Origin of the sequence: Streptomyces sp. NPDC005931, from assembly GCF_042871235.1 — a bacterium.
Classification (GTDB): Bacteria; Actinomycetota; Actinomycetes; order Streptomycetales; family Streptomycetaceae; genus Streptomyces.
Window position 1 is genome coordinate 357217 of record NZ_JBIAIG010000001.1, and the last position, 24007, is coordinate 381223.

Below are 24007 nucleotides of genomic sequence, written 5' to 3' on the forward strand. Positions count from 1 at the left end.
CCGCCCGTGCGGGTCACAGCAGGGCGGCGGCCTCCTCCGCGGTGAGGCCGCCGCCCTCGGCGTACGCGGCTTCGTAGGCGGTGTCGCCGAGGGCGGCCCTGGTCCGCCGTTCGGCGAGGTCGCGTGCCTCGCGTTCGATGCGGGAGGCGACGTGGCCGTCCAGCAGTGCGCCGTCGGCGGCGCCCAGGCAGCGGGCGGCGTCCCGCGCGCGGTGGCCGCCGTCGAGGACGGCGAGGGCCGCGGCGCCCATGACCAGGTAGGCCGGGCGCATGTTCGGCGCCATGGCCGCGGCCAGCGGTTCGGCGGCCCGGTCCACCGCTTCGCGCAGGGTGGCCAGCGCCTTGTCCTCGTGCCCGTCGACCACGTCCATCCAGCCCTCGGCGCCGAGGATGAACGCGTCGAAGACGGCGTAGTGCGCGATGCGGAACTCCTCGCGGAGCGCCCGCAGTTGCTCCCGTGCCTCGGTGGTCCGGCCGGTCACCCCCAGCCAGCCGGCCAGGAACAGCCGGGCGGCGGGCAGGGCCTCGTTGTGCCCGCAGCGCGTGGTGTCGATGACCTCGCGCAGCAGCCGTTCGCCGCGTTCGTCGTCGCCGATCTCCAGCAGCGCGCTGCCCAGGCGGGCGTTGAGCACGGCCACCTGGGCGCGGGCGCCGAGGCGTTCGGCGAGTTCGATGGCCGCCTCGTACTGGCGGGCGGCCGAACGGTGGTCACCGGCGTTCTCGCACGCCTCACCGCGTGCGGACAGGGCCTCGGCGGCGCCCCAGGTGTCACCGATGCGCCGGTAGATCTCCAGGGACTCGTCGGCGTCGCGGCGCGCGTCGCCCGCCCAGTCGCTGCGGTTGGCGAGGAGGTTGGCGCGCATCTGGAGGTTGGAGGCCAGTTCCCACTCGAACCCGGGCGTCTCCCGGCAGGTGCGGACGGCCGCGTCGACGACCCGGCGCAGCCGGTCCATGTCGCCGGTGAGCATCACGGCGAACGACCAGAGCATGCCCGGCGGGCGGCAGGCCTGCGGCAGACCGGGCTCGTAGGCGGTGGCGATGACGCGCAGCCGGTGCTGCGCCTCGGGGGTCTGCCAGTCGTCCAGCTCGGTGTCCATGCACGCCATGTGGGCCAGGTGGACACCACGCCGGGCCTCGGCGAGTACCTCGCCGGTCATCGGGAGCGGGTCGTCGGTGCAGCGCCTCCACAGGGGGGCGGCGGGGCGGACCGGCTCGGCGAACGGGTCCGGGCCGAGGGCCATGACCTCGCGGCACCAGGTGCGGGCCTCGATGCGCAGATCGCGCATCTGCCAGTACCAGGCCAGCGACAGCGTCAGGCACAGTGCCTCCTGCTCGTCGCGCCGGGCGAGGGCGTGGCGCAGGGCCGTGCGCAGGTTCTCGTACTCCCGCTCCAGCCGTTCGATGGCGGCGAGCTGGTCGGGGCCGCGCAGCAACGGGTCGGTGGTGCGGGCGAGTTCGCGGTAGTACGTCAGATGGGCGTGCTCGGCGTCGGCGCGGCCGCCGGCCTCGTCCAGGCGCTCGCCCGCGTACTCGGCGACGGTCTCCAGGAGCCGGTAGCGCATCTCGCCGTCGCCCGAAGGTGCGGCCACCACCAGGGACTTGTCGACCAGGGAGCCGAGCGCGTCGAAGGCGGCCGGTCCGCACACGGCCTCCGCGGCGGCGAGGTCGCAGCCACCGGCGAACACCGACAGGCGGCGCAGCACGTCCCGTTCGTCCTCGTCGAGCAGGTCCCAGGACCAGTCGACGACGGCCCTGAGCGTCTGCTGGCGGGGCAGGACGGTGCGGCTGCCGGAGGTGAGCAGGCGGAAGCGGTCGTCGAGCCGGTCCGCGATCCGGCGCGGGGTGAGCATCCGCAGCCGGGCGGCGGCGAGCTCGATCGCCAGGGGCAGGCCGTCGAGGCGACGGCAGATCTCGGCACAGGCCGCCGCGGTGTCCTCGTCGGCGTCGACGCGGAAGCCCGGGCGCGCGGCGGCCCCCCGGTCCGCCAGCAGCCGCAGGGCGACCGGCTCGGGCAGCGGCTCCACCGGACGCAGCAACTCCCCCGGTACGCCGAGGGGTTCGCGGCTGGTGGCGAGGACAGTGAGGCCGGGGCAGCGTTCCAGCAGGGTCTCGGCGAGCCGGGCGGCGGCCTCGACGACGTGCTCGCAGTTGTCCAGGATCAGCAGCATGCGGCGCCGGCCGCAGTGCTCGGCGAGGCGGTCCACGGGGTCGGCGGGCCGGTCGGTGACCGCCCGCATGGTCTCGGCGCCGACGCCGTGGAGCACGGTCTCGCGGGCTCCCACGGCGGTGAGCACCGCCTCGGGGACGGCGTCGGGGTCGTCGAGCGGGGCGAGCTCGGCCAGCCACACGCCGTCCGGTGCGAGCGGGCGGACGGTCTCGGCGGCCTCCTGCGACAACCGGGTCTTCCCGGAGCCGCCGGGGCCGAGCAGGGTGACCAGGCGGGCGGCGGCCAGGTCCTGCCGGATCGTCTCGATGTCGGCCTCCCGCCCGACGAAGGAGGTCAGCCGGGCCCGGAGATTCCCGGGGCGCGGGGCGCGGGACGGCTCCGGGGCGCCGGAGGTCCCCGGGGCGGGGGACCTCGGCGGACCGGCGGTGAAGGGCGGGCGCGCGGAAGGGGGGCCGGGGTACGGGGGCGGGGGCTCCGACTGGAGCAGTTGGGCGTGCAGGGCGCGTAGTTCGGCGCCCGGGTCGGCGCCGAGGCGGTCGGCCAGCAGGCGCCTCACGTCCTCGTAGGCGGCCAGGGCCTCGGCGGTGCGGCCCGCGTCGCGCAGGGCGCGCAGCCGAAGTGCCTGGAGGGATTCGTCGAGGGGGTGGCTGTCGCACAGGGCGGTCAGCTCGGGAAGGGACTGTTCTGCGTGGCCGAGGGCGAGGGCGGCGGTGTGCCGGGCGCGCAGGACGTCCAGGCGCCGGGTGTCCAGGCGGGCCGCCTCGGCGGTGCGGTGGGGGAGGTCGGCGAGCGCGGGCCCGTGCCACAGGGCGAGGGCGTGGTCCAGCACCGCGCCGGCCTTGGCGGGGTCGCCGTCGGCCAGGGCGCGCAGGCCCTCACCGGCCAGCCGCTCGAAACGGTGCAGGTCGATGTCGTCGGGCGGGGCGGTGAGGCGGTAGCCGCCCTCGACGGACGCCACCGCGCCCGCGCCGAGCGCCCGGCGCAGCCGCCCGACCAGGGCCTGGAGCGCCCCGGTCGCGTCGGCCGGCGGGTCGGCCTCCCAGACCTCGTCGACCAGCACGCTCACCGGCACCGCGCGGCCGGGCCGCAGGGCGAGCACGGTCAAGAGCGCACGCAACCGCGCCCCACCGACGCGTACGGGGGTGCCGTCGGTGCGGAGTGCCTGAGTGGTACCGAGGATGCGATAACGCACGGGGTCCATTGTCTCCGGTGGTGAGAAGGGCCGGCCGACGCCTCCGCGGGGCGGCCCCACGGTGGGGGCGACAGGGCAGCGCGGGCCGGTGGTCTCCGTTCGGGCCGGCCGACGCCTCCAGCCGTCCCTGCGTCACCAGTGCGGTCACGAAACCCGGCCCCGAGGTGCCCCCGGCACGATACTCAAGAGCGCGATGCCGTGGCGGCCGGTCAGGCCGGAGGGCGGCGGCCAGGATCTGGGGCAGACAGCCGACGAGGTACGGGTCGAGGGCGTCCAGCCCGAACCCGTACCCGCGCCGCCCGCCGCCCGCGTACGTCCGCTTCTGCCGCACGGCTCAACGTGGGTCTTGTCGCGTACGGCGGTGTCCTGCCGGACCGTTCCGGAGTGGTGGGCCGGGGCGGGTCGTGCTCAGGGTCTCCAGCAGGGCCGTCAGGTCGGCGGGCGGCAGGTCCGCGGTCTCCGCTCCGGGGCGGGCCCCCTGGTGCGGGATGCCCCGGGCCTCACGGACGGCGTGGGAGAGCCAGGAGTCGGTGCCGGGGACCTCCAGGGTCACCACGGCGGCCGAGTCCACCCGGCGGCGTGCCCGTCCGTCGGGGCCCGGCGTGTCCCTGCGGTCGGCGAACCACTTGGGGCAGCGCTCCACCGGCCGCAGCGACCGCTCCCGGGCCACCGGCTCGAACGCCCGCGAACCGGGCGCGGTCTCGGTGAAGACCTGGGTGAGCAGCTGCACGGCCCGCACCCGCCCCTCGGTCTCCGGCCAGGCGCCGGAGTGCTGCTCCACCTTGAGCAGGCCGACCGCCCGGATCCGGCCCCCAGGGCCGACCTCGTCCCACTCCCCCGGCTCGTCGTCGCAGGAACCGCCGGACAGGGCGACCGTGGGCCCGTACTCGTCCCGCACCAGTCGCATCACACCCACCCCGTCCGTCAGCGCCTCCACCGGGCCGGTGATCTTCGTGAGCTGATCGCGCCAGCCGCCGCCGAGGACGTCGTCGGCGCCGCTGAGCAGCAGCGGCCAGCTCACCTCGTCGCCCACCGCGAACGGCTCCCCGCAGCACTCCATCTGCCAGTTGTCGTAGAACACGTGCCAAAGCCCCATGCCCCCACCCTCGCCGGAACCGGCGGCCCGCGCGAGACGTTTTCCCGGTGCGCCCGGTACGGTCGGGCAGTCCCACGAGTCCCCCGTCTGCCCGAGAGTCCAGGGAGCCCCATGACCACCGCCACCACCCGCCCCGGCGACCGGCGGGTCAGTCCCGTCTTCGTCGGGATCCTGGCCGTGACGGCGGTCACCGGATGGGCCGCCTGGACCGGGTTCGCCGCGCAGCCCGGGGTGGCCGTGTTCCTCTTCGTGACAGCCGCCTGGATCGTCTCGCTGTGCCTGCACGAGTACGCGCACGCCCGCACCGCCCTGCACGGCGGCGACATCTCGGTCGGCGCGAAGGGTTATCTCACGCTGAACCCGGTGAAGTACACGCACGCCCTGCTGAGCATCGTGCTGCCCGTGCTGTTCGTGATCATGGGCGGGATCGGTCTGCCGGGCGGCGCGGTGTTCATCGAGCGGGGGCGGATCCGGGGCCGGTGGCGGCACAGCCTGATCTCGGCGGCGGGTCCGCTGACGAACGTCCTGTTCGCGATCGTCTGCACGGCGCCGTTCTGGCTGGACGCGCTGGACGGCGTGCCGGCGGACTTCCGGTTCGCGCTGGCCTTCCTGGCGCTGCTCCAGGTGACGGCCGCGATCCTGAACTTCCTGCCGGTGCCGGGGCTGGACGGCTACGGGGTGATCGAGCCCTGGCTGTCGTACGGCGTGCGGCGCCAGGTGGAGCCGTTCGCCCCGTTCGGTCTGCTGTTCGTGTTCGCGCTGCTGTGGGTGCCCGCGGTGAACGGCGCGTTCTTCGGGGTGGTCGACTCGCTGCTGGAGGCGCTGGGCGTCCGCGATGTCGACACGTACTGCGGTTTCGAGCTGTTCCGCTTCTGGCGGGGGACGAACGAGTTGTGCTCGGCCGGCTCGTGAGGCCGGTCAGCCGGCGGCGCCGTCGTTCTGCGCCGCGCGGCCCCGCTTCAGGTAGTACCAGGTCATGTTGGACGACAGGCCCGCCAGCAGCACCCACACGACGCCGATGAGGACACTGTCGCGCACGAAGGAGACGACGGCCGCCGTGACGGCGAGCAGGCAGACGGCGAGGGCGTAGAGGGCGAGGCGGGGCATGGCGTCGGCTCCTTCCGGGGGGCGGGGGACACTGCTACGGCGACCAGTGTCCCCCATCGGTTCACACGTCGGTGACGCGGAGCCCGGCGTGTGCCTTGTAGCGGCGGTTGACGGAGATCAGGTTGGCGACCAGCGCCTCCACCTGGTGGGCGTTGCGGAGCCGGCCCGCGAAGACGCCGCGCATGCCGGGGATCCGGCCGGCCAGCGCCTGCACGATCTCCACGTCGGCCCGCTCCTCGCCGAGCACCATGACGTCGGTGTCGATCTCGTCGATCTTCGGATCCTGGAGGAGGACCGCGGACAGATGGTGGAAGGCGGCGGTGACCCGCGAGTCCGGCAGCAGCGCGGCGGCCTGTTCGGCGGCGCTGCCCTCCTCGGGCTGGAGCGCGTAGGCGCCCTTCTTGTCGAAGCCGAGCGGGTTGACGCAGTCGACGACCAGCTTGCCGGCGAGTTCCTCGCGCAGGGACTCGAGCGTCTTGGCGTGTCCGTCCCAGGGCACGGCGACGATCACGATGTCGGCGCGGCGGGCGGTCTCGGCGTTGTCCGCGCCCTCGACGCCGTGACCGAGGTCCTCGGCGGCGGACCGGGCGCGCTCGGCCGCGCGGGAGCCGATGATCACCTTCTGGCCGGCCTTGGCGAGCCGGAGGGCCAGGCCCTTGCCCTGCGGCCCGGTCCCGCCGAGCACACCCACGACGAGCCCGGAGACGTCGGGCAGGTCCCAGGGGTCCTTGGCGGGGGCCTTGACGGGCTGCTGTGCGCTGTCGGTTGAGGTCATGCGCCGACTCTACGTCCGCCCGGCCGGGCTTTCGGGGCCGCGTGAGCCCCGTCACGGGCGGGGCCCACGCGGCCCCGGTGGGACTTCGTACGGATGCGCCCGCCGTGCCCGGATGGGGCGAATGCGCGCCGAACGCCCGGTGCGGCCCCTGGGGGTTGGGGCAGGATGCGGCCGTATGGATGCGGTACGGGTCGCGCTGCTGCGGGAAGTGCTCGCCGGCACCGAGTGGCTGGGGGCCACCCGGCGGTTCGCGGGGGCGCTGCGGGGGTCGGTGGTGTCGCACGGCGGCGGGCTGCTGCTGGTGGGCACGCGGGACTACGAGCCGTGGCACCTGGCGGCGCACCTGGTGGACGAGGCCGCCTGGTCGGGCACGCCGGAGCTGGCGCCGACGCTGGTCCGGCACGACGCCCGCCCCTCGGACCCGGCCCATCTGGCGGTCGGGCTGGGACGGCTGGAGGCGGCGCGGCGGGGCGAGACGCTGCTGGTGGTGGCGCCCGACGGGCCCGCCGACCCGCTGCTGGAGCGCGTGTCGGACGCCCGCCGGGCGGGTGCGACGGTCCTGGCCCTGGGCCCGGGCGAGGGCGCGCTCCCGGCGATGGCCCACGAGACCCTGGCCGTCCCGGACGGCTCCGAGCTGGACCTGGACTCGGTGCAGCACCTGGTGAGCGCGGCGGCGGGGGAGAACGCCCTGCCGGCTCCCCGCGGCCGCCGCCGCTTCCGCGACCGGCTGTCGCGCCTGGCCGACCTCCTGACGGCACCGCCTCCGACCCGCTGGTGACGCGGGCCGGCGCCGGGACGCGCGCCCTCCCCGGCGCCCCGCGACGGTCGCCCCGCGGCGGTGGGCCGCGGAAATCGCGTCGTCGTCGGCGCACGGGGCGGGAGCGGCGCGGAGCCGGCGCCCGGGGGCAGTGCGGTCAGCCGGCACCCAGGGGCGGTGCGGTCAGCCGGCGCCCAGGGGTGGTGCGGTCAGTCGGCGTCCCGTTCGCCCGCGGGGGCGTCGTGCCACTTGGGGTCGTTCTCCCACTGGAGGTTGCGCTCGCGGGCCGTCTCCATCGCGTGCTCGGCCTCCGTGCGGCTCGCGTACGGGCCGAAGCGGTCCTTGCCGGGGCAGTCCGGGCCCTCCTCGACCTTCTTGTGCTCCAGGCAGTAGTACCACTCGCCCGGCTTTCCGACCGTCCGCTTCTTGAACAGGGGCATGACCGGCTCCTTTCGCCACGGAAGATGGTCCCCCATCGCCGCTGACTTAGACTCGCTGGCATGTCTGGCCAGTCGCTGCTCGTCCCAGGGGAGCTGTCTCCCACCCGTTCCGTACCCGGAAACATCCGCCGGCCCGAGTACGTCGGCAAGCCCGCGCCCACGCCGTACACCGGGCCGGAGGTGCAGACGCCCGAGACGATCGAGGCGATGCGGGTCGCCGGGCGGATCGCGGCGCGGGCGATGGCGGAGGCCGCCAAGCACATCGCGCCCGGGGTCACCACCGACGAGCTGGACCGGGTGGCGCACGACTTCATGTGCGACCACGGCGCCTACCCGTCGACGCTGGGCTACCGCGGTTTCCCCAAGTCGCTGTGCACCTCGGTCAACGAGGTGATCTGCCACGGCATCCCGGACTCGACGGTGCTGCGCGACGGCGACATCGTGAACCTGGACGTGACCGCGTACATCGGCGGGGTGCATGGCGACAACAACGCCACGTACCTGGTGGGCGACGTGGACGAGGAGAGCCGGCTGCTGGTCGAGCGCACCCGTGAGGCGCTGAACCGGGCGATCAAGGCGGTGCGGCCGGGCCGGCAGATCAATGTCATCGGCCGGGTCATCGAGTCGTACGCCAAGCGCTTCGGCTACGGGGTGGTGCGGGACTTCACCGGTCACGGCATCAACAGCTCGTTCCACTCGGGTCTGATCATCCCGCACTACGACAGCCCGCACGCGACGACGGTCATCCAGCCGGGGATGACCTTCACCATCGAGCCGATGCTGACGCTGGGGACCCACGAGTACGACATGTGGGACGACGGGTGGACGGTCGTCACCAAGGACCGCCGGCGCACCGCCCAGTTCGAGCACACGCTGGTGGTGACGGACACCGGAGCGGAGATCCTGACGCTGCCGTGACCGCCCGGTTCCGGTGACCGCCGTGGCCCGCTCTCCCCGGAGGGCGGGCCGTTCCGCGCCGTGGGAGGGCAGGAAGTTGCCGACGCCCTGTCGGCAAGGTATTGACTCGGGCTCGCCCCACTCGGAGGATCTGGACTCATGGACTCCTTCTCGACGCTCATCCGCACCGCCTCGCACGAGCAGCACGTGGAGGCGGAGACCTCGGCCTTCATGAGCGACCTGCTGGGCGGCCGACTGGGAGTGGAGGCGTACGCGCGCTACACCGAGCAGCTGTGGTTCGTGTACGAGGCGCTGGAGTCCGGCGCGCGGCGCCTTGCGTCGGATCCGGTGGCCGGGCCGTTCATACGGCCGGAGCTGTTCCGGCTGGCCTCGCTGGAGCGGGACCTGACGCATCTGCGCGGCCCCGGCTGGCGCTCGACCCTGGCCGCGCTGCCCGCGACGCGCGTCTACGCCGAGCGCGTCGCCCACTGTGCGCGGGACTGGCCGGCCGGTTACGTGGCCCACCACTACACCCGCTACCTGGGCGATCTGTCCGGCGGGCAGATCATCCGCGCCAAGGCGGAGAAGACGTGGGGCTTCGCGCGCAAGGGCGACGGGGTGCGCTTCTACGTCTTCGAGGAGATCCCCAACCCGGCTGCCTTCAAGCGGGGTTACCGGGAGCTGCTGGACGGGGTGCGGGCGGACGACCTGGAGAAGCAGCGGATCGTGGCCGAGTGCCGGCGCGCCTTCGCCCTGAACTCGGCGGTCTTCCGGGCCTTGGGCGAGGAGTTCCCGCTGTCGGCGTGACGGTGGGCGTGACGCGGCCGGCTCCGCCGCGGGGAGCGCCCCGGCATTCGCCGCGCCCCGGCTCCCCGCCCGGCGCGTCCCCTCTCCCACCCGGCCCGTTACCTCTCCGCCGCCCGGCGCTTTGCCTCTCCGCCGCTCAGCGTTTTGCCTCTGCGCGGCTCAGCGCTCCAGGTACACCCGCCCGCCGACCTCCGTCCAGCCGTCCGGCTGCGGGGCGGTGAGGATCTGGGAGCCGGTGCCCTGGGTGATGTTCAGGGCGCGGCCCAGGCGGTCGGTGAGCAGGAGGGCGGCGGCACCCGTGGCCTCGTCCTCCTCGATGCCGTCGTCGCGGCCGGGGAAGGCGCGGGCCCGCACCCGGCCGGCCGGTTCGTCCTCCCAGGCCCAGGCGTAGACCCACTCCCCTGGTGGCGGCACGCTCAGGTCGTCGACCTCGGCGGCGGTGACGTACTGGCGCAGGGTGCGCGGCGGCACCCATTCCGCCCGCGCCTCGATCCAGCAGAACTCCCCGTCCTGCCGGGCGCCCACCACCCCGGCCGGGGTGACGAGTTCCGGCACGTCGAGCAGCCAGGCGGTGCCGACGCAGGGGTGGCCGGCGAAGGGCAGGCGCACCGTCGGGGTGTAGATGTCGATCACCCCGCGCTCGGGGTCGTCGACGAACACGGTCTCGCTGAAACCGAGTTTCGCGGCGAGGTCCTGCCGGTCGCTCGGTTCGGGCAGCACGGAACCGTCGCGGACGACGCCGAGTTCGTTGCCGTATCCGCCACGGGGGCCGCAGAAGACGCGCAGCACGTCGTAGTCAGTCACGGGGGCATTCAAGCATCGCGCGGGCGGCGAGGTCGTCCTCGTCCGCGGTCGCCGCACTCCGGCCACCGCACGGCCGCGGTCGGGAGTTGACCTGTGCTTGACCCGCACCGACGATTCCTTGACCCGACCATGGCAACCGTTTTGAGCCACCGTAACCGGCTCGTGCTCATCCACCGTCCATGAGAGGTGGATCACTGTATGAGCGGGTATCGCTGCACCCAGCCTTCGGTATGTTAGGCGAGCCTCACCTTACTCGGGGGGCATCACGTCTTCTTTCCGGCCACCTGGGAGCCTCCATGCGACCCGCCAGACTCTCCGTCCTCACCGCCGCGGCCACCGCGGCCGCCCTCGCCGCCGTCACCGGCTGCACCGAGAAGGGCGCCGGCGGGGACGGCGACCAGGTGGTCGAGGTGACCGCGACGGACGACACGTGCGAGGTGTCGAAGAAGGAGTTCCCGGCCGGGCGCGTCGAACTCGCCATCGAGAACAAGGGCTCCAAGGTCACCGAGGTCTACATCCTGTTCCCCGACGACCGTGTCGTCACCGAGCGGGAGAACATCGGCCCCGGCACCAAGCAGCGCGTCACCGCCGAGGTGAAGGCCGGCGAGTACAGCATCGCCTGCAAGCCGGGGATGCGCGGCAAGGGCATCCGCCAGGCCGTCAGGGCCACCGGCGGCAAGGCCGTCCAGCGCGACCCACGGCTGGACAGGGCCGTGGCCGCCTACCGTGAGTACGTCCAGACGCAGGCCGACCAAACCCTGCCGAAGGCCCAGGAGTTCGCCGAGGCCGTCAAGGACGGCGACCTCGAGGCCGCGAAGAAGGCGTACGCGCCCTCCCGCATCGGCTGGGAGCGCACCGAACCGGTCGCCGAGTCCTTCGGCGACATCGACCCGAAGGTCGACGTCCGCGAGGACGGCCTCGAGGACGGCCAGGACCCGGCGACCGACTGGACCGGCTGGCACCGCCTGGAGAAGGCCCTCTGGCAGGACAAGAAGATCGGCGACCGGGAGAAGGAACTCGCCGGACTGCTGATCACCGACCTCGAGGACTGGCAGAACCGGGTCGGCAAGGCCGAGATCACCCCGACCTCCATGGCCAACGGCGCCAAGGAACTCCTCGACGAGGTCGCCACCGGCAAGGTCACCGGCGAGGAGGAGCGCTACTCGCACACCGACCTCGTCGACTTCAAGGCCAACGTCGAGGGCGCCCAGAAGTCCTACGACCTGCTCAAGCCGGTCGCGCGGGAGAACGACGCCGCGCTGGTGAAGGAACTCGACGAGCAGTTCGCCGCGTTGCACACGCTGCTGGACCAGTACCGCGCGGACAAGGAGTCCTACGACTTCATCTCGTACGACAAGGTCGGCAAGGCCGACCGCAAGGAGCTGTCGGACGCGGTCAACGCGCTCGCGGAGCCGCTTTCCCGGCTCGCGGCCGCCGTCGTGAAGTAGGGGCGGGGGACACGGCCATGACGGACACGGACAGCACTCCGGCCACCCCCTCGCGGCGCTCCCTGCTCGGCTGGGGCGGTGCCGGTCTCGCGCTCGGCGCCGCCGCGGCCGGCGGCGCGGCGATGGCCCGCACCGGCGACGACGCACAGCCGGCCGGGGCCGCGGCGGGCGCGGCGGTGGAGTTCCACGGCCCGCACCAGGCGGGCATCGCCACCCCGGTGCAGGACCGGCTGCATTTCGCCGCGTTCGACGTACGGAGCGACAACCGCGCCGAGTTCGTGCAGCTCCTCAAGGACTGGACGGAGGCGGCCCGCAGGATGACCGCCGGGAAGCCGGTCGGCGAGGGCGCGTACGGAGGGCTCGCCGAGGCGCCTCCGGACGACACCGGTGAGGCGCTGGGCCTCAAGCCGTCCCGGCTGACCCTGACGATCGGCTTCGGGCCCTCGCTGTTCAGCAGGTTCGGCCTCGTCGACCGGCGCCCCGAAGCGCTGGTCGACCTGCCGAAGTTCCCCGGGGACAACCTCGACCGGGCCCGCAGCGGCGGGGACCTGTGCGTGCAGGCGTGCGCGGACGACCCGCAGGTCGCGGTGCACGCGATCCGCAACCTGGCCCGCATCGGATTCGGCAAGGTCGTCGTGCGCTGGTCCCAGCTCGGCTTCGGCAAGACCTCCTCCACCACGCCCGACGCGCAGACACCGCGCAACCTGTTCGGCTTCAAGGACGGCACGCGCAACATCTCCGGCACCGAGAAGGACCGGCTGGAGAAGTTCGTGTGGGTCGGCGCGAAGGACGGGCCGGACTGGATGACGGGCGGTTCCTACCTCGTCGCCCGGCGCATCCGCATGCACATCGAGACCTGGGACCGCACCTCGCTCCAGGAGCAGGAGGACATCTTCGGCCGCGACAAGGGCGAGGGCGCGCCGGTCGGCACATCCAAGGAGCGCGACGAGCCGTTCCTCAAGGCGATGAAGCCCGACGCGCACGTGCGGCTCGCCCACCCCGACGCCAACGGCGGGGCGACCCTCCTGCGCCGCGGCTACTCCTTCACCGACGGCACGGACGGCCTCGGCCGCCTGGACGCCGGCCTGTTCTTCCTCGCGTACCAGCGCGACCCGCGCACCGGGTTCATCAGGATCCAGCGGAGCCTGGCCACCGACGCGCTCAACGAGTACATCCAGCACGTCGGTTCGGCGGTGTTCGCGGTCCCGCCCGGGGTGCGCGACCGGGACGACTGGTGGGGCCGGCAGTTGTTCGAGGGGGCCTGAGCGTGTTCTCCAACTACCTGATCGGTCTGCGCGAGGGACTGGAGGCGAGTCTCGTCGTCTGCATCCTGATCGCCTACCTCGTCAAGACCGGACGCCGGGATGCCCTCAAGCCGGTCTGGACGGGCATCGGGGTCGCCGTCGCCCTGGCGCTCGGCTTCGGCTGCGCCCTCGAATTCGGCTCCCAGGAGCTGACCTTCGAGGCACAGGAGGCGCTCGGAGGCTCGTTGTCGATCCTCGCGGTGTGCCTGGTGACGTGGATGGTGTTCTGGATGCGCCGCACCGCCCGGCACCTGAAGGCGGAGCTGCACGGAAAGCTGGACGCCGCCCTCGCGATGGGCACGGGGGCGCTGGTCGCCACCGCCTTCCTCGCCGTGGGCCGGGAGGGCCTGGAGACGGCCCTTTTCGTGTGGGCGTCGGTGCACGCGGCCGGTGACGGCAGCCCCCGCCCGCTGATCGGGGTCGCCCTGGGCCTGGCCACGGCGGTGCTCCTCGGCTGGTTGTTCTACCGGGGCGCGCTGCGGATCAACCTCGCCAGGTTCTTCACCTGGACCGGCGCCCTGCTGGTCGTCGTCGCGGCGGGCGTGCTCGCGTACGGCTTCCACGACCTTCAGGAGGCGGACTGGCTGCCGGGGCTGACGGACCTGGCCTTCGACGTCAGTGGCGCCGTCCCGCCGGACAGCTGGTACGGCACCCTGCTCAAGGGCGTATTCAACTTCCAGCCCGACCCGACCGTCCTCCAGGTCACGGTGTGGCTGCTGTACCTGGTCCCCACGCTCGCGCTGTTCCTCGCCCCGGTAGGGTTCGCCTCCGGGAAGGGGAAGGTGAAGGAACCGGATGAGCAGGGATCTCGGCCTTCGAAGGCTCCGCAGGCCTGACCGCGGTGCGCTGCTGGCGGCGTCGGTGACCGTCTTGTCGTTGACGGCGAGCGGCTGTGTGGTGGTGCACGGCGAGCGCGAGGTGCTCCCGGCCACCACCCGTGCCGAGGCCGCCGAGGCGCTGCGGGAGTTCACCGCCGCCTACAACAAGGCGGACAAGGCGTACGACAGTTCCCTGGACGCCGACCGCACCACCGGCGCGCTCGCCGACATCGACGCGGCACGGCTGAAGGCGGGGCGGGCCAACAACCCGGGCGGCAATCCCTCCCACGCGCCGCTGGAGCTGACGGACGCGCGGTTCACCATCCCCAAGAAGGCGGGCTGGCCCCGCTGGTTCCTCGCCGACGCGGCGGGCAACAAGGGCGGCGAGGCCCGCTGGCTGCTGGTGTTCACCCGCAACGGCCTGGACGAGACCTGGCAGGTGGCGTATCTGACGCTGGTCGCGCCGGACGACGTACCGGAGTTCAAGACCGACAAGGACGGCTGGGCCGAGGCCGTCCCCGCGAACTCCACCGAACTGGTGGTCAGACCGGGTGAGTTGAGCCGGGAGTACGCGAACTACCTGAAGAACGGCGGGACCGCCTTCGCCCCGGGTGCGCACACCAGCTCCTGGCGGGCGCTGCGCAAGAAGCGGTCGGTGCGGCCGGGCCTCGCCACGCAGTACATCGACGAGCCGGTGACGCGCGGCGCCTACGCTCCGCTGGCGTTGCGCACCGGGGACGGCGGGGCCCTGGTGTTCTTCACCACGCGCCACTTCGAGAAGCAGACCGCCGCCGCGGGTACGTCGGTGCCGGAGCCGAACAAGGACGTGCTGGCGCTCACGACCGGCGAGATCAAGCAGTCGCTGACGATGGAGTTCGTCTCGAACGAGGTGGCGCTGGACCCGGGCGCGGACGCGGGCCGAGTGGAGATCCTGGGGCGGATCCAGGGGCTGACGTCGGCGAAGGGCGAGTAGGCACGCCGCGCTCAGTGGCGCAGGGGCCAGGCCGAGGTCGGGTGGTCGGTGTCGCCGACGTAGCGGGCGCAGGAGTCGGTGAGGACCTCCAGCAGGCTCAGCGGGTCGGGCAGCGGATGCTCCGGGCCGCGCACCCAGTGCACCGACTGGTCGTCGTCACCGGGCAGCCGGGCGGGCGGCACCAGCACATAGGAGCCGCGGCAGTGCCAGCGCAGGCCGGGATGCTCGTCCATGGTCTCCGGGTGGCAGTCCAGCTCGCACGGCCACCACTCGTCCTCGTCCTCGGGGGTGCCGCGGGTGAGGGTGAAGAACAGCATGCGCCCGTCGTCGCTCTCCGCGACCGGGCCGACCTCGACACCGGCCGCGAGCAGGCGCTCCAACGCGGCGCGACCGGCATCCAGGGGCACGTCGAGAACGTCGTGCACCATGCCGGTCGCGGTGATGAAGTTGGCCTGCGGCTGGTGGCGGGCCCAGCGCTCGATCTGGGCGCTGTCGGTGGTGGACTGCGTCTGCCAGGCGAAGGAGACCGGGTGCCGGGCGGGGGTGGGACAGCCGACCCGGTCGCAGGAGCAGCGGTATCCGGCCGGGTGCGCGGCGGGCGCCAGCGGCAGTCCCGCGGCGGCGGCGGCGAGCAGCAGGGTCTCACGGCCGCCTTCGTCGGCGGCCTGCTTCGGGCGGCGTCCTCGCAGCCACTGGGTGAGTTTGCCCTGCCGGCCGGTCCGGCCGCCGAACTCCGCGCTCATCTATCCCCTCGCCTCGCCGTCGTGCGGAACAGCATGCCCTATGGTCCCACCATCCTGCGCATCGGGGGGCCGTAGCGCACAATCCGCCCAGGTGGGACGAGGGGGGCCGCAGGGGACGAGGGGGGTGCCGGTGGGGCGAAGGGGGTGGGCCACGAGGGGGTGGCCGGGTGGAGGGGGGTGAAGCCGGGTGGAGGGGGGTGAAGAAGGGGGTGGCCGGGTGGAGGGGTGAGGAAGGGGGTGGCGGACTGAAGAAGGCGGGGTGCGGTGGGGCGGTCAGCGGGGCGCGAGGCCGTTGAGGGCGTAGTCGACGAGGGTGTCGGTGTACTCGTAGGTGATCGGGCCCGTGTATTGGAGCCAGCGCTGGGCGAGCGGGGAGACGAAGAGCTCCAGGGCGATGCGCGGGTCGATCTCCGGGCGCACCTGACCGGTCTCCTGCGCGGAGCGCAGCCGCTCGACGTACAGCTGCAACTGCGGTTCCAGCAGCCTGGCCACGAACCTGCGCCCGAGCTCCTCGTTGACGACGCCCTCGGCGGCCAGCGCACGCGTCGGCGCCTCGAACGTGGGGTCCCGCAACTCGTCGACCGTGGCGCGCAGGACCAGCTTGAGGTCGGCGGCAAGGTCACCGGTGTCCGGGAAGACGTGCGGCTCCTGGCCGGAGGCCCGGGCGGCCTGCTCGCTCAGTTCGAGGAACGCCTCCAGCAGGACGTCCGCCTTCGACGGCCACCAGCGGTAGATCGTCTGCTTGCCGACGCCTGCGCGGGCGGCGATGCCCTCGATCGTGGTCTTCGGGTAGCCGACCTCCGCGACGAGGGAGAGGGCGGCGGCGTAGATGGCGCGCCGGGAGCGCTCGCTGCGACGGGTGGCGTCGGGAGTCGTCCTGTCGCGGGAGGTGTGCTGGGGGGTGTCTCGGGGAGGCTGCGCGGACTTGGCGGACTTGTTCGGGGCCATGGGTCGAACTTATCAGGTTGACAAGACGCTCCGTCTCGCCGGACAGTGTGAGGGTCGAATGCGAGACGATACGTCTCGTCACTGTGGCGGGATGCAAGGAAAGGGGATCACCATGACCCGAGGCGGAGCCGGAAACATGCTCGGTGTCGGCGGCACCCGGCAGCACCTCGGCCGCGAGGCACTGCGCGGCGGCGAACGCGGCGGCCGCGTCGGCGGCGGCCGGGACCCGCAGGCCCAGAAACGGGAACTGCTGCGCAAGCTCCAGCAGAAACGACAGGAGGACCAGGGGCAGGAGGACCAGGGGCAGGAGGGGCAGAAAACAGGAGGACCAGAAGCGGTAGGGGACCAGAAGCGGTAGACGGACCAGAAGCGGTAGGGGCGACGGGAGCGCCCGCTGGGGGGAGAGCGGCGGGAGCAGCGGCTGGAGACCCGAAGCGACAGGGAGACCCCAAGCGGTGGGGAAACCGCATGGAGAGCGGTGCTCGCCCCGGGGCGTGGCGAGCAGTGCTCACAGTGGTGTGCAGTGCTCATGCGGGGCGGGACGGGGCGAGGTGAGGCGGGGCGCGCGGCGGGTATCGACTCGAGGGTGAGCGGTGCTCGTACCTGCACGCGGCGCCCGTGTCGGCGAGCAGCGGTCTCCGCAGTGAGCAGTGGCCTCCATGGCGAGCGGCCGTCTCGACAACGAGCTGTGCTTCCGTCCCCCGTCCGCCCGTAGAATCGCCAGGTGAACGCCCCCGCCCCCGCCCCCACCGCCGAGACCCTGCGCGGCGCGCTCGCCGGGCTGCTCGACGGTCTCCCGCCGCGGCAGGCCACGCAGGCCGTCGAGCGGCTGATCGCCAACTACCGCGGGGTCACCCCCACCGACGCCCCCATCCTCCGGGACCGCGCCGACGTGGCCGCGTACGCCGCGTACCGGATGCCCGCGACGTTCGAGGCCGTGCGGTCGGCGCTGGAGGCGTTCGCCGAGGCGGTGGCGGGGTGGGTTCCCGGCGGTCATGTGGACGTCGGCGGCGGGACCGGCGCCGCGGCCTGGGCCGTGAGCGCGACCTGGGACGGCGAACGGCCCGTGACCGTGCTCGACTGGGCCGAGCCCGCACTCGCCCTCGGCCGGGAGCTCGCCGCCGCGAACCCCGCGCTGAAGGGCGCCCGCTGGCAGCGCTCTCGCATCGGATCGGCGCTCACCGTCGAGAGCACCGACCTCGTCACTGTCTCCTACGTCCTCAACGAGCTCACCGCCCCCGACCGCGCCGCCCTGATCGACGCCGCCGCGACTGCCGCGCAGGCCGTCGTGATCGTCGAGCCCGGCACTCCCGACGGCTACGCCCGCGTCATCGAGGCCCGTGACCGACTGATCTCGGCGGGCTTCCACGTCGCCGCTCCCTGCCCGCACAGCGCCGCCTGCCCCATCACCCCGGGCGCGGACTGGTGCCACTTCTCGGCCAGGGTCAGCCGTTCCTCACTGCACCGGCAGGTCAAGGGGGGCTCCCTCGCCTACGAGGACGAGAAGTTCAGCTACGTCGCCGCCACCCGCCTGCCCGTCACCCCCGCCCCCGCACGCGTCGTCCGCCGCCCCCAGATCCGCAAGGGTCAGGTCCTCCTCGACCTCTGCGAAACGGACTCCTCCCTGCGCCGTGCCACGGTCACCAAACGCCACGGCGACCTGTACCGGGCGGCCCGCGACGCCGACTGGGGCGATGCGTGGCCACCGGCCGACCATTAGCCGTGGCGGGGACACCCGGTCTACCGCCGTGGGCGCCGCCGTTCTCCCTGCCGGGGTGCTCCCAGGACCGCGATCGCTGACGCGGCCAACGCCCGGGAGCACGTGTGCACCGCTCACACGGCGCGCAGCGGTCGCCGAGAGCACCGCTCAGCTGCAGGAGCAGCGCTCACCGAGGCGACCGCCGCCCGCAGACGTGAGCACTGCTCACGACGCGATCGCCGCCGCATTGCGGAACGCGGGCCGCCACTCCCCGAGACAGACACCGCTCCACACCGCGGGACAGACACCGCTCCGCACGGCTCCACACCGCTCACCAGTAAGAGCATCGCTCACGAAAGCGGCCACCACCCGCGAGGATGAGCACCGCTCACCCAGCGTGCACCCTCACACAGCGCACCCCGTTACCTAGAGCACCGCTCACCGCTCAGCGAGGGCACCGCCCACCGGCAAGAGCACCGCTTACCGAGAGCAGCATCACCGAGAGCACCGCTCACTACCCCCAGCCACCGCCCGCCGGACAGCACCACTCACCCCGCCCCTCACCCCGTCCCTCACTCTGCCCCTCACTCCGGTCCTCCCCTCCCCCACACCGCCCGAGCCACCCGGGTCGCCGCCGCGGCCCGGGGGCCGTTGTCGGGGGTCGGACGTCGGCGGGGGTGGACCGTGTTGGCGAGGAGGATCAGGAACGTGTCCGTGGTCCGGTCCAGGACCAGGGACGTGCCCGTGAAGCCGGTGTGCCCCGCGGCCCCGCGCCCCGCCAGCTCCCCCATGAACCACGGCTGGTCCACGGCGAAGCCCAGGCCCGGCGGCGTGAAGAGCAGGTCGACGAAGTCGCGGCCGAGGATGCGGGCGGGGCCGTAGGAGCCGCCCGCCAGGAGGGTGCGGCAGAAGATCGCCAGGTCGCCGCCGGTGGAGAACAGGCCGGCGTGGCCCGCGACGCCGCCCAGGGCCCAGGCGTTCTCGTCGTGGACCTCGCCCCGCAGCATGCCGCGGTCCGCCTTGGCCCACGGCCGGCGTTGGTCCTCCGTGGCCGCCGCGCCGGTGCAGGGGCCGAATTCCGTGGACGTCATGCCGAGCGGGCGGGTGATGCCGTCGTGGACGAGGGTGTCGAGGGTGCGGCCGGTAAGGCGTTCCAGGAGGTGCTGGAGGAGCAGCATGTTCAGGTCGGAGTAGCAGTACGTGCCGGGCACCCCGACCGGCGGCTCGACGCGCAGCAGCGCCAGGCGTTGCTCGTCGTCGGCACAGTCGTACAGCGGGAGTTCGGGGCGCAGCCCGGAGGTGTGGGTGAGCAGTTGCCGCACGGTGATGCCGTACCGGACGGCCGCTGGGAAGTCCGGCAGGTACGCGCCGACGCGCGCGTCGATGCCCAGCGTGCCCCGCTCGATCTGCTGCACGGCGGCCACGGCGGTGAACAGTTTGGTGAGGGACGCGAGGTCGAAACGGGTGTCCACGGTCATGGGCACGCGTGCGGACGGCGGCAGTTCGACGGGTGCCTCGGCCTCCTCGTCGTACGCCGCGTAGCGCACGGCCCAGCCCGCCGCCTCCTGGACGGCTAGCACCGGGCCGCGGCCGACGACCACGACGGCGCCCGCGGCCCAGGGGCGTCGGCCGGTGGTGAGGGCGTGGACCTCCCGGACGAGGTGCCGGAGCTCCTCGGGGTCGAGTCCGGCGCGTTCCGGTGTGCCGGGACGCAGTCTCGGTGTGCTCAGTTGTCCTCCCCCACCCTCTCGTCGCCGGCCGGGTGCTCCGCGCCCGTGTGCCCGCGTCCGGGGCGGCACATGCCCACGAAGCAGGCGAGCGCCACCAGGGCGGCGGCCAGTTGGACGACGGCCATCGGGACGGCGGTGTCCTCCCCGGCGATGCCGACCAGCGGGGAGGCGATCGCACCGATGAGGTAGGAGGACGTGCCGAGCAGCGCGGAGGCGGAACCGGCGGCGTGCTTGGTGCGCATCAGGGCGAGCGCCTGGGTGTTGGGCAGGGTGACGCCCATCGCGGACATCAGCACGAACAGCGCCGCGGCCACGGGTGCGAGCCCCACCTCGCCGAACACGCCGAGGGACATCAGCAGCAGCGCCCCCGCGGCGGAGATGACGACGGCGAGGCCGAGGCCGAGCACCCGGTCCAGGCGGACACGGCCGACGAGCACCTTGCCGTTGATCTGCCCGGCGACGACCAGGCCGACCGAGTTGAGCCCGAAGAGCAGGCTGAACGTCTGCGGGGAGGCGCCGTGGATCTCCTGGACGACGAACGGGGAGGCCGCGATGTAGGCGAAGAGGGCCGCGAAGGCGAATCCGCCGGCGAGCATGTAGCCGGTGAAGGCGCGGTCGGCGAGCAGCCGGCGCATCGTGGTGAGAGTCTCGCCGATGCCGCCGCCGTGGCGGTCGGCGGGGGCCAGCGTCTCCGGGAGTCTCGCCCAGACCACGGCCGCGAGCAGTACCCCGACGCCGGTGAGGACGACGAAGACGCCGCGCCAGTCCGTCACCCGGAGGATCTGCCCGCCGATGAGCGGGGCCACGACCGGCGCCACCCCGGAGATCAGCATGAGGGTGGAGAAGAAGCGGGCCATGGCGACGCCGTCGTAGAGGTCGCGCACCACGGCCCGGGCGATGACGATGCCGGCCGCGCCGGCGAGGCCCTGGGCGAGGCGGAAGGCGACCAGGAGTTCGACGGTGGGCGCGAAGGCGCACAGGGCGGTGGCGACGACGTAGACGGCGAGGCCGGTGAGCAGCGGGCGCCGCCGTCCCCACCGGTCGCTCAGGGGGCCGACGACCAGCTGCCCGAGGGCCATGCCGGCCAGGCACGCGGTCAGGGTGAGCTGGACCGTGGCGGCGGGCGCATGCAGGGCCCTGGTGACCTGCGGGAGGGACGGGAGGTACATGTCCATCGCCAGCGGGGGCGTGGCGGTCAGGCCGCCCAGGATCAGCGTGACCAGGAGGCTGGTGCGGCCCGCCGCACCGGGGCCCGCGCTCCCCCGGCCGCCCGTGGCCGCGCCGTGGGCCCCGCGGCCCGCGGTGCGGCGGGCCGGGAGGTCGCTGCCCCCGCGGCTCCCGTTTCCGGGGACGGCGGAGGCGGCCGTGTCCGCGTCCGGTACGGCCGCCTCCGGTGCTGCGCTCGATGTCGAGTCGGATATGGACGCCCCACCCTCGGGCATGTGGCCCCTCCCTTTCCGCGTCGTGCGCTCCCTATGCTCTCAGCTCGTACGGAGTGCCCGGCCGACGGCGACGCCATGGGAGCGCTCCCAGTACGCTACGGGCCAGGACACGAGCGAGGGTGGGCGAATGACGAGGCAGAAGGTGCGCTGGGGGATCCTGGCGACCGGCGGGATCGCGGCGACGTTCACGGCGGATCTGGTCCACCTGCCGGACGCGGAGGTCGTGGCGGTGGGATCACGGTCGCGGGAGTCGGCGGAGGCGTTCGCCGGGCGGTTCGGGATCCCCCGGGCGTACGGCGACTGGGAGTCGCTGGCCCGGGACGCGGAGGTGGACGTCGTCTACGTCGCCACCCCGCACTCGGCGCACCGGGTGGCGGCCGGGATGTGCCTGGAGGCGGGGCGGCACGTGCTGTGCGAGAAGCCGTTCACGCTGAACGTGCGCGAGGCGGAGGAGCTGGTCGCGTTGGCGCGCGGGGGCGGGCGCTTCCTCATGGAGGCAATGTGGATGTACTGCAATCCGCTGGTGCGGCGACTGAAGGCACTGGTGGACGACGGCGCGATCGGCGAGGTGCGCAGCGTGCGGGCGGACTTCGGGCTGGCGGGGCCGCTCCCGGCCTCGCACCGGCTGCGGGACCCGGAGCTGGGCGGTGGCGCGCTGCTGGATCTGGGGGTGTATCCGGTGTCGTTCGCGCATCTGCTGCTGGGTGAGCCGTCGGACGTCACTGCGCGAGCGGCGCTCTCGAAGGAGGGCGTCGATCTCCAGACGGGGGCGGTGCTCTCGTGGGAGAGCGGTGCTCTCGCTTCGGTGCACTGCTCCATCGTGGGCGGCACGCAGACCTCCGCGTCGATCACCGGTTCACGGGGCCGGATCGACATCCCGTACGGCTTCTTCTTCCCGGACGCCTTCGTGCTGCACCGGGACGGCCGTGCCCCCGAGGAGTTCACCGCCGACCCGGCCGACGGCCCGCGCGACAGCCTCAGACACGAGGCCGCCGAGGTGATGCGGGCGGTGCGGGCCGGCGAGACGGAGTCCCCGCTGGTCCCGCTCGACGGCACGCTCGCCGTGATGCGGACGCTCGACGCGATCCGGGACCGCGTCGGCGTCCGCTACCCGGGCGAGGCGGGCGAGGCCCCCGGATCCGGCCCGGACACCGGCTCGCAGGGCGATCCGCGGAGCGCCCCGGAGGCCGGCCCCGAGGCGCGGCTCACGCCGGCCTGAGCCCCGGGTTCCCCGCCTCGACGACGAAGGACGCGGCCGTCGTGACCGGCGCGCCGGGCCGGGTCACGTACGGCACCGTCCGGAAGTCGGCCCGCGCCGCCCGCCTGCCGAGCCCGACGGTCACGTAGCCGCGGCGGCCGTCGTAGAACTTCAGGTGCGGGTTGGCGCTCATGTACGTCTGCCAGTTGGCCGGCCGCTCGGCACCTTCCTTGCCGCTGGCGATCGAGGTGGCGACGACCTCGGTGCCGACGGTGCGGGAGGCGGGGTCGTCGAAGTCCTGCTTGATGTCGAAGGCGTAGCCGACGTGCACGTCACCGGTGAGGACCATGAGGTTCTCGATCCCGGCGGCCCGCGCCCCCTGGAGGACGCGGCGCCGGGAGGCGCGGTAGCCGTCCCAGGCGTCCATCGACACCCGGGACGGGCTGGTGAGGTCGAAGTTGCGCTGCGAGAAGACGACTTGCGGCACGACGTTCCACAGCGCACGCGAGGACCGCCAGCCGTCGAGCAACCACCGTTCCTGTTGCGCGCCGGTGATGGTGCGCGCCGGGTCGTCGGACTCGAAGCCGGGGACGCGGGCGCCGTCGCCGTAGGCCTGGTTGCTGCGGTACTGGCGGGTGTCGAGCACGTCGAACTGGGCGAGCCGGCCCCAGTGCAGACGCCGGTAGAGGCGCATGTCGGGTCCGTCGGGCCGCTGGGGCCGGCGCAGCGGCTGGTTCTCCCAGTAGGCACGGTAGGCGGCGGCGCGGCGCAGCAGGAACTCCTCCGGCGGGACGCCGTTCTCCGGGATGTCGCCGGCGTAGTTGTTCTCGGTCTCGTGGTCGTCCCAGGTGACGACGAAGGGGTGCGCGGCGTGGGCGGCGCGCAGGTCGGGGTCGGACCGGTAGAGGGCGTAGCGCAGGCGGTAGTCCTCCAGGGTCACCGTCTCGCGGTTGAAGACGGCGGGCAGGGTCCGGTCGGTGTAGTTGCGGGCGCCGCCCACCGAGTTGACGGCGTATTCGTAGAGGTAGTCGCCGAGGTGGAAGACGATGTCGACGTCGTCGGCGGCGAGATGGGCGTACGGGGTGAAGTAGCCGTCGTGGTAGGCCTGGCAGGACACTGCGGCGAGGGTGAGGGAGCCGGGGGTGCCGTCCGGGGCGGGGGCGGTGCGGGTGCGGCCGGTGGGGCTGATCCAACGGCCCGTCCGGAAGCGGTAGTAGAGCACGCGGTCGGGGCGCAGGTGGTCGACCTCGACGTGGACGGTGTGGTGGAACTCGGGGTGGGCGAGCGCGGTGCCGCGTCTGGCGATGCGCCGGAACCGCTCGTCGTGGGCCACCTCCCAGTGCACGACGACCCGTTGGGCGGGCAGGCCGCCGTCGGGCTGGAACGGAGCGGGGGCGAGCCGGGTCCACAGGAGCACGGAGCCGGGCCCGGGGTCGCCGGAGGCGACGCCGAGGGTGAACGGGTCGTCGGCGATCCGGGCGGCGTCGAGTTCGGCGGCGGCGGCCGTGCCGGCGGTGGGCAGATGGACGGAGAAGGCGAGCGCGGCGGCCGCACCGGTGGTGGTCAGGAATCGGCGTCGGCCGAAGTGGCGTGCCGCCGCGCGGAGTTCGAGGGTGTGCTGGGACTGACGGGCCTCGGGTGTCATTCGGTCCTCCCCTGACGG

General features: G+C 73.5%; 22 protein-coding genes. 11 read left to right on the forward strand and 11 right to left on the reverse strand.

Annotated features, from left to right (window positions below; translation table 11 throughout):
* Window positions 1–13: 13 nt before the first annotated feature.
* Both ACFYOV_RS01575 and ACFYOV_RS01580 read right to left on the reverse strand, forming a co-directional pair.
* A complete protein-coding gene (locus ACFYOV_RS01575) occupies window positions 14–3367 on the reverse strand; it encodes a BTAD domain-containing putative transcriptional regulator (protein ID WP_389081411.1) in 3354 nt (1117 codons plus the stop codon).
* Window positions 3368–3692: 325 nt separating this feature from the next.
* Window positions 3693–4454, reverse strand: a complete 762-nt coding sequence (locus tag ACFYOV_RS01580) for a DUF6578 domain-containing protein (RefSeq protein WP_389081413.1) — start codon at window positions 4452–4454, stop codon at window positions 3693–3695.
* A 111-nt stretch (window positions 4455–4565) separates the two neighbouring features.
* Between ACFYOV_RS01580 and ACFYOV_RS01585 the strand changes: the two genes are divergently transcribed.
* The gene (locus ACFYOV_RS01585) at window positions 4566–5366 is read left to right on the forward strand and encodes a site-2 protease family protein (protein ID WP_389081416.1); all 801 of its coding nucleotides are present in this window, start codon (window positions 4566–4568) and stop codon (window positions 5364–5366) included.
* 6 nt (window positions 5367–5372) lie between these two features.
* Here the strand turns inward: ACFYOV_RS01585 and ACFYOV_RS01590 are convergent, their stop codons facing one another.
* A complete protein-coding gene (locus tag ACFYOV_RS01590) occupies window positions 5373–5561 on the reverse strand; it encodes a hypothetical protein (protein ID WP_389081418.1) in 189 nt (62 codons plus the stop codon).
* Window positions 5562–5622: 61 nt separating this feature from the next.
* Window positions 5623–6336: an NADPH-dependent F420 reductase gene (npdG, locus tag ACFYOV_RS01595; RefSeq protein ID WP_389081421.1), complete on the reverse strand. Its 714-nt coding sequence runs from the start codon at window positions 6334–6336 to the stop codon at window positions 5623–5625.
* A gap of 175 nt (window positions 6337–6511) precedes the next feature.
* On the opposite strand from npdG, the gene ACFYOV_RS01600 reads away from it, so the two are divergent.
* A complete protein-coding gene (locus ACFYOV_RS01600) occupies window positions 6512–7114 on the forward strand; it encodes a hypothetical protein (protein WP_389081423.1) in 603 nt (200 codons plus the stop codon).
* A gap of 188 nt (window positions 7115–7302) precedes the next feature.
* Here ACFYOV_RS01600 and ACFYOV_RS01605 read toward each other — a convergent pair whose 3' ends face one another.
* Window positions 7303–7533 (reverse strand): hypothetical protein, encoded by a 231-nt coding sequence (locus ACFYOV_RS01605; RefSeq protein WP_389081426.1) that lies wholly within the window; start codon window positions 7531–7533, stop codon window positions 7303–7305.
* 60 nt (window positions 7534–7593) lie between these two features.
* On the opposite strand from ACFYOV_RS01605, the gene map reads away from it, so the two are divergent.
* Window positions 7594–8451, forward strand: a complete 858-nt coding sequence (gene map, locus ACFYOV_RS01610) for a type I methionyl aminopeptidase (RefSeq protein ID WP_389081428.1) — start codon at window positions 7594–7596, stop codon at window positions 8449–8451.
* Window positions 8452–8589: 138 nt separating this feature from the next.
* Window positions 8590–9237 carry a heme oxygenase (biliverdin-producing) gene (locus ACFYOV_RS01615; RefSeq protein WP_389081431.1) on the forward strand — a complete coding sequence of 216 codons (648 nt, stop codon included), beginning with the start codon at window positions 8590–8592 and terminating at the stop codon, window positions 9235–9237.
* Between the two features lie 159 nt (window positions 9238–9396).
* Here the strand turns inward: ACFYOV_RS01615 and ACFYOV_RS01620 are convergent, their stop codons facing one another.
* Window positions 9397–10041 (reverse strand): PhzF family phenazine biosynthesis protein, encoded by a 645-nt coding sequence (locus ACFYOV_RS01620; RefSeq protein WP_389081433.1) that lies wholly within the window; start codon window positions 10039–10041, stop codon window positions 9397–9399.
* A 296-nt stretch (window positions 10042–10337) separates the two neighbouring features.
* Between ACFYOV_RS01620 and efeO the strand changes: the two genes are divergently transcribed.
* From efeO to ACFYOV_RS01640, 4 genes are read left to right on the forward strand one after another with little or no spacing between them, the layout of a single operon-like run.
* The gene (efeO, locus tag ACFYOV_RS01625; protein WP_389081436.1) at window positions 10338–11489 is read left to right on the forward strand and encodes an iron uptake system protein EfeO; all 1152 of its coding nucleotides are present in this window, start codon (window positions 10338–10340) and stop codon (window positions 11487–11489) included.
* A gap of 17 nt (window positions 11490–11506) precedes the next feature.
* Window positions 11507–12754, forward strand: a complete 1248-nt coding sequence (gene efeB / locus ACFYOV_RS01630; protein WP_389081438.1) for an iron uptake transporter deferrochelatase/peroxidase subunit — start codon at window positions 11507–11509, stop codon at window positions 12752–12754.
* A gap of 2 nt (window positions 12755–12756) precedes the next feature.
* Window positions 12757–13629 carry an iron uptake transporter permease EfeU gene (gene efeU / locus ACFYOV_RS01635; protein ID WP_389081441.1) on the forward strand — a complete coding sequence of 291 codons (873 nt, stop codon included), beginning with the start codon at window positions 12757–12759 and terminating at the stop codon, window positions 13627–13629.
* Window positions 13589–14584: a hypothetical protein gene (locus ACFYOV_RS01640; protein ID WP_389081443.1), complete on the forward strand. Its 996-nt coding sequence runs from the start codon at window positions 13589–13591 to the stop codon at window positions 14582–14584. Before efeU ends, ACFYOV_RS01640 begins: the two co-directional genes overlap by 41 nt.
* Window positions 14585–14595: 11 nt before the next feature.
* On the opposite strand, the gene ACFYOV_RS01645 is transcribed toward ACFYOV_RS01640, so the two are convergent.
* Window positions 14596–15327, reverse strand: a complete 732-nt coding sequence (locus ACFYOV_RS01645; protein ID WP_389081445.1) for a bifunctional DNA primase/polymerase — start codon at window positions 15325–15327, stop codon at window positions 14596–14598.
* Window positions 15328–15600: 273 nt separating this feature from the next.
* Window positions 15601–16275: a TetR/AcrR family transcriptional regulator gene (locus ACFYOV_RS01650; protein WP_389081448.1), complete on the reverse strand. Its 675-nt coding sequence runs from the start codon at window positions 16273–16275 to the stop codon at window positions 15601–15603.
* Window positions 16276–16387: 112 nt separating this feature from the next.
* Between ACFYOV_RS01650 and ACFYOV_RS01655 the strand changes: the two genes are divergently transcribed.
* Window positions 16388–16633 (forward strand): DUF6243 family protein, encoded by a 246-nt coding sequence (locus ACFYOV_RS01655; protein WP_389081450.1) that lies wholly within the window; start codon window positions 16388–16390, stop codon window positions 16631–16633.
* Between the two features lie 366 nt (window positions 16634–16999).
* Window positions 17000–17995, forward strand: coding sequence for a small ribosomal subunit Rsm22 family protein (locus ACFYOV_RS01660; RefSeq protein ID WP_389081452.1), 996 nt, complete (start codon window positions 17000–17002; stop codon window positions 17993–17995).
* A gap of 563 nt (window positions 17996–18558) precedes the next feature.
* Here the strand turns inward: ACFYOV_RS01660 and ACFYOV_RS01665 are convergent.
* Window positions 18559–19689, reverse strand: coding sequence for a serine hydrolase domain-containing protein (locus tag ACFYOV_RS01665; protein ID WP_389082418.1), 1131 nt, complete (start codon window positions 19687–19689; stop codon window positions 18559–18561).
* An 11-nt stretch (window positions 19690–19700) separates the two neighbouring features.
* A complete protein-coding gene (locus ACFYOV_RS01670) occupies window positions 19701–21146 on the reverse strand; it encodes a multidrug effflux MFS transporter (RefSeq protein ID WP_389081455.1) in 1446 nt (481 codons plus the stop codon).
* Window positions 21147–21273: 127 nt separating this feature from the next.
* On the opposite strand from ACFYOV_RS01670, the gene ACFYOV_RS01675 reads away from it, so the two are divergent.
* Window positions 21274–22365, forward strand: coding sequence for a Gfo/Idh/MocA family protein (locus ACFYOV_RS01675; RefSeq protein WP_389081457.1), 1092 nt, complete (start codon window positions 21274–21276; stop codon window positions 22363–22365).
* Here the strand turns inward: ACFYOV_RS01675 and ACFYOV_RS01680 are convergent.
* Window positions 22352–23989: an alkaline phosphatase D family protein gene (locus ACFYOV_RS01680; protein ID WP_389081459.1), complete on the reverse strand. Its 1638-nt coding sequence runs from the start codon at window positions 23987–23989 to the stop codon at window positions 22352–22354. The two genes, ACFYOV_RS01675 and ACFYOV_RS01680, sit on opposite strands and share 14 nt — an antisense overlap.
* Window positions 23990–24007 lie beyond the last annotated feature (18 nt).